At 64.9% G+C, this 5,041-nt stretch carries 4 protein-coding genes; all 4 read right to left on the bottom strand.

Going from position 1 to position 5,041, the window contains the following annotated elements; translation table 11 throughout:
- Positions 1-617: 617 nt before the first annotated feature.
- The 4 genes from U5805_RS31375 to U5805_RS31360 all read right to left on the bottom strand — a co-directional run bounded on the left by U5805_RS31375 (position 618) and on the right by U5805_RS31360 (position 4,829).
- A complete protein-coding gene (locus U5805_RS31375; RefSeq protein ID WP_322107373.1) occupies positions 618-1,415 on the bottom strand; it encodes a DeoR/GlpR family DNA-binding transcription regulator in 798 nt (265 codons plus the stop codon).
- A gap of 77 nt (positions 1,416-1,492) precedes the next feature.
- Positions 1,493-2,494 (bottom strand): 4-hydroxythreonine-4-phosphate dehydrogenase PdxA, encoded by a 1,002-nt coding sequence (gene pdxA, locus U5805_RS31370; protein ID WP_322107371.1) that lies wholly within the window; start codon positions 2,492-2,494, stop codon positions 1,493-1,495.
- Between the two features lie 59 nt (positions 2,495-2,553).
- Positions 2,554-3,852, bottom strand: coding sequence for a four-carbon acid sugar kinase family protein (locus U5805_RS31365; protein ID WP_322107370.1), 1,299 nt, complete (start codon positions 3,850-3,852; stop codon positions 2,554-2,556).
- Positions 3,849-4,829: a 2-keto-3-deoxygluconate permease gene (locus tag U5805_RS31360; RefSeq protein ID WP_322107372.1), complete on the bottom strand. Its 981-nt coding sequence runs from the start codon at positions 4,827-4,829 to the stop codon at positions 3,849-3,851. The genes U5805_RS31365 and U5805_RS31360 overlap by 4 nt, the downstream gene beginning before the upstream one ends.
- Between the last annotated feature and the right edge of the window lie 212 nt (positions 4,830-5,041).

The following is a 5,041-nucleotide window of genomic DNA, read 5'->3' as shown; positions in this document are numbered from 1 at the left end:
TTCCATTCCGTAATTACAATAAGGATTCGATTTTGAATTCTTGTCCCGTTGCAATATTTGCTGTCATTTGCACTTGCACTGCCGGATTGCTCAGTTAGAAAATCAACATCGCGAATGCCGGATTTGGTATGAAGTGAAATCAGGACGTCTCAAAACCACCAGCCACTTACCCAGATCACATCGCTGGGCGGCAATGAAAATATAGCGAACCGACGAACAGAAATGATTAGTAGGATTTCGATTTGACGTGGCGATAACAGATTGAAACTGAATTTAAGGTCAATCTGAAACGATCGTGGGGAAACCTCGAAAAAGCGCACATGATCGAGGTTAGAGAACGTGTAGAGAGCCACGTTTGCCCACTGGAATCGCGCTCCTTTTCTTCGGAAGCATTATGCGAAGCCGCAGCCAGGGTGGTTGACGAATGCGACGCTTGGCGAATGGGCGCTGGCCTGGCCCGGCGGACAGATGAGGTGGGACGTGGCGCGATCGTCTACGCAAGTGTGCGAATCGACATTCGCCTTGCATGGCCAAACGCTGCGTTTAACGGGTCGTTGCGCGCCGACCCGTTAAAACGTTTGGGATCTACCGGCGGCGGGTAGAACCGGCCGGCAAAATCACGAGATCGCCGGTCGCGACGGGCTGTCCATATCGGCGGTCTCGACCACCACGCGTCCGAGCGCTCTGAACGGCGCAAGAAGCGCCTCGTCGGCCACGCTCGAAGTGATCAGCCGCCAGTCGCGCTCGAGAGGCGTCCAGTGCTGCTGCCGCGAGCGGCCCAGCTTGTCTGCATCGGCGAGCACGAACGCTTGAGCCGCACGCCGGATGATGCAGTCCTTCAGATACGCTTGTTGCGCGCTCGCTTCACACAGCCCGAACTCCGCGACCACGCCGTCCGCGCCGAGAAACGCCTTATCGACGCTCAAGCGGCTAAGCGAAAGTTCCGCGAGCGGCCCGAGCGTGCTCATGCTCGAATTACGCAGATCGCCGCCGATCAGCGTGAGATGAACGCCGGGCGCGTTCGCGAGCGTCATGACGGCAAGCAGGTTGTTGGTCACCACATGAAGATCGACGCGCGAGGCGAGATGGCGCGCCAGCGCGGCACAGGTCGTGCCGCCGTCGAGCAGCAGCGTGTCGCCGTCATGCACGTGAGCGGCGGCCGCGCGAGCGATGGCTTCTTTCTGCTCGCGCTGCGTCGCCTTGCGTTCGTCGAGCGACGCCTCCGGTTCATGCGCACCGATCAGCGCGGTCGCGCCGCCGTAGGTGCGCACGAGACGGCGCTGGTTGGCGAGCGTCGTGAGGTCGCGCCGGACGGTGGCTTCGGATACGCCGAGCGCGGCGCTGAGTTGTTCGACGTTGGCATCGCCGGTCAGGACGAGATCGAGAATCGCGCGATGGCGCTCGGACGCTTTCATAGCTGGCATCTACAGTATCGAGGTTGCCGATGTTACACCACGGCCCGCGCGCCCTCCGTCACGCTCGTTGCGCGCGCTCAGCCGCGCCGCGTCGCCAGTTCCGCGCCCTGGCGCAGCGCTTCGAGCAGGCTGCGCTCGTCGGCGATGCCCTTGCCCGCGATGTCGAACGCGGTGCCATGATCGACCGACGTGCGGATGACTTCCAGCCCCACCGTCACGTTCACGCCCGCTTCCAGCCCGAGCACCTTCACCGGACCGTGCCCTTGGTCGTGGTACATCGCAACCACGAGATCGAAGTCGCCCCGGCCCGCGCGGAAAAAGAGCGTGTCGGCAGGCAGCGGGCCGGTCACGTCGAGGCCGCGCTCCTGCAAAGCCGTTACGGCCGGCACGATCTTCTCTTCTTCCTCGCCGTATCCGAACAAGCCGTTCTCACCCGCATGCGGATTGATGCCGCACACGCCGATGCGCGGCTTCGCGATGCCGGCCTTCACCAGCGTAGCGTTGCCGCGCTCGATCGTGCGTTGCACGAGGCCCGGCTCGATCTTGCGGATCGCGTCGATGATCCCGATATGCGTCGTCACGTGAATCACGCGCAGTTGCGGCGCGACCAGCATCATCGAGACTTCGTCGACACCCGTCAGATGGGCGAGCATTTCGGTGTGGCCGGGAAACTTGTGGCCGCCGGCGTGCAGCGCTTCCTTGTTCAGCGGCGCCGTGCAGATGGCGTCGATCTGTTTGGCCTCGGCAAGCTGCACCGCACGCGCGATGAACCGATAGGCGGCATCGCCCGCGACGGGCGACAACTGGCCGAAGGGCAGATCGGCCGGAATCAGGTCGAGGTCGATGCAGTCGATCGTGCCCGGCTCGTAGCGCGCCTCGGCCGCTTCCTTGATGCGGCGGATCTTCGCCGTGCCGCCGACGATCTCGTTCGCCCGTTCGAGCCGGCGCGCGTCGCCGATCACGAGCGGACGGCACTGCTGATAAACGACGTCGTGTGCAAGGCTCTTGACGATGATTTCCGGGCCGACGCCCGCTGCGTCGCCCATCGTAATGCCGATCACGGGAAGGTAGTTGCTCATGATGTTTGCCTTGATGTCCTTGAATTCTGCTGTACCGCATGCCGGATCGCGCGGGGCGATCAGGCTAAATCGTGTGAGCCCGTGTCCGCGCTGACGGCCGCTGCCGGGGTTTCGTGGAGATAGCGCCACGCGGCGAACAGTGCGTGGTCGGTGCCGAACGCCCCCGCCTTCGTGACGATGCGCAGATGCGGCTGGCAAGCGCAGGCGCCGACCGGCTTGCCCACGGCCACGCCCGCCTCTATCTCCGCAATCAGCTCGACGCTGCCGACGCCAACCGCGCTCAGCATCGCGCGGGCGGTTTCGCCGCCCGTTGCGATCAAGCCGCCGAGCGCCGCGAAATGCGGCCTGACGAGCCCGGCGAGCGCCGCCGAGAGCAGCGCGCCTTCCGCCGGATCGAACGCGTCGTCGCTGCCGATGCGCAGCAGCAAATCCGCGCCCGTTCCCAATACCTCGCCGATCCGCGAGCGCCACTGCGGCAAGTCCGCGTGGCGCGCGCCGCCGCGCAGCACGGCGGGCGGCACCGTCAGTTCGATCATGCCGGCGCGTTCTCGCAGCATGGCGCACTGCCGCTCCGAGACCGCCGATAGACTGCCCACCAGCACCAGCACGGGCGCCTGTTGTTGCGGCCGTTCCGAAGCGCTTGCGCGTGTTCGCGCGGCGCGCGACACGAACAGACCTTCCAGGCTCGCGATCTCGCGCGCGAGGCCGCCCGAGCCGACCCAGAACAGCGCCTCGTCCATCTGCGCGGTAGTCCGCGCGAGTGCGATCAGATCGCCGTTCGTCTCGGCGTCGACCACCAGCGCCTGGATGCCGCTCGCCGCCACGGCCGCGATCCGCGCCATGAGCGCCTGACCGCCTTCGCGCACTGCATCCACGTCGAGTTGCGCGGTCGAAACACCGGCTTGCGCGAGCATCGCATGCAGGTCGGCCGTGCGGCCGGCGTTTTCGAGCTTCCAGGTATCGGTGGTTTCGAGCGGCTCGCCGCGCACGAACACACGGCCGCCGAGCAAGGTGCGGCCCGTCGCCGGAAACGCCGGCGCGACGATCGCAAGGCCCGCGAGCGGCTGCAACGCGGCGACTTCGGCGGCCCAATTGCCACGCAGCGTCGAGTCGATCTTCTTGTAGAGACGCCGGCCCGGCTCGCGCAACGCCCGCCAGGCCGCCGAGGTGCGCTGCGCGGCCTCGGCGGGCGTGAGACGGCGCGTGTCGGTATCGGCGGCGATCACGTCGACGGCGGTAACGTCGAGACCTTGCGCCGGCATGTCGAGCGTGACGACCGTGCGGTAGCCCGCGCTCGCAAAGCCGATCGCACAATCGGCGGCGCCCGACAGATCGTCGGCGATGATCACCAGGCTCATTGCGCCATTTCCCTTGCTTCGCGGTTTCCCTGCACGCGTTTTGCGACGGCGGCGGTCAGGATCGGCGAAAGGACCGCGGTCACGACCACGCAGGCAGCCACCAGCAGTGTCGCGCTTTTGGCCGCCTCCGCGTAGACCGGATTCGCCGCGGCGATCAGCGCCGGCACGGCGGCCGCGTTACCTGCCGTATTCGCCGCAGCGGTTCCCGCGACGCCGGTGCCGCCCGTCAGACGGTCCGCGAGGTAAAGGGGAATGCCCGTCACGATCACGACAGCGACGCCCAGACCGACGCCCAGCACGCCGGCCTGCCACACCTTGTGCAGATCGAGACTCGCTCCGAGCGCCAGTGCGAAGAACGGAATCATCACGGGTACCGCCTTGCCGAGAAACGCACGCATCTCGCGATCCAGGTTGCCGAGCAGCATGCCGAACGCCAGCGGCAGAATGCTGCCGACCAGCGTCGGCCACGGGAACGCCGACAGTCCCGCCACGCCGAGCGTGACCATGGTCAGGAACGGCCCCGATTCGAGCGACATGATCGTATAGGCGCCAACGTCTTCGGAACGGCCGTACTGGCCCATGAGCGCCATGTACAGCCCGCCGTTGGTGTCGTTCATCGCCGCGACGACAGCGAGCGTCGACAGGCCGGCGAACAATCCCGACGAGATCGGCTGTTCGCCAAGGAAATGCCCCATCACCACGCCCACGACGATCGCGGCGCCCACCTTCGTGATGAACAGCGCACCGCCCTTCCTCAGCAGATAGGGGGTTGCCTTGACGTCGATGCTCGCGCCCATGCAGACGTAAAACACCGCGAGGATCGGCAGCGCGCCGGTAAAGAGCGCATTGGTGAAAGAGCCGAAGAACTTCGGCATGTCAGGCAGAAATGTGGCGACGAGTGCGCCCAGCAGCAACGGCACGATCATCATGCCGCCGGGAACGCGCTCGATGCCGCGCTTTATGTGTATCTGAGCCATGCCAGTCTCCATTCTGATCGGATTTTGATTGGACCGGTCACTAATTTGATTGAACCGATCAGATCGGAGTGTACTTCGCGCCCGAGTTTTGCGCAAACCAATCATTTTCGTGATCGATGCGATCACACGCTCGCGGCTGGGCACGGTCAAACACGCTTGTCGGAGGCAAACTTGCCAGGCAGACGCAAAAAAGCCACTCACGAGAGTGGCTT

This window comes from Paraburkholderia sp. J41, from assembly GCF_905220235.1.
Lineage (GTDB): Bacteria > Pseudomonadota > Gammaproteobacteria > Burkholderiales > Burkholderiaceae > Paraburkholderia.
Note: the sequence above shows the minus strand (reverse complement) of the source record. Positions and strands in the feature narration are given on the sequence as shown.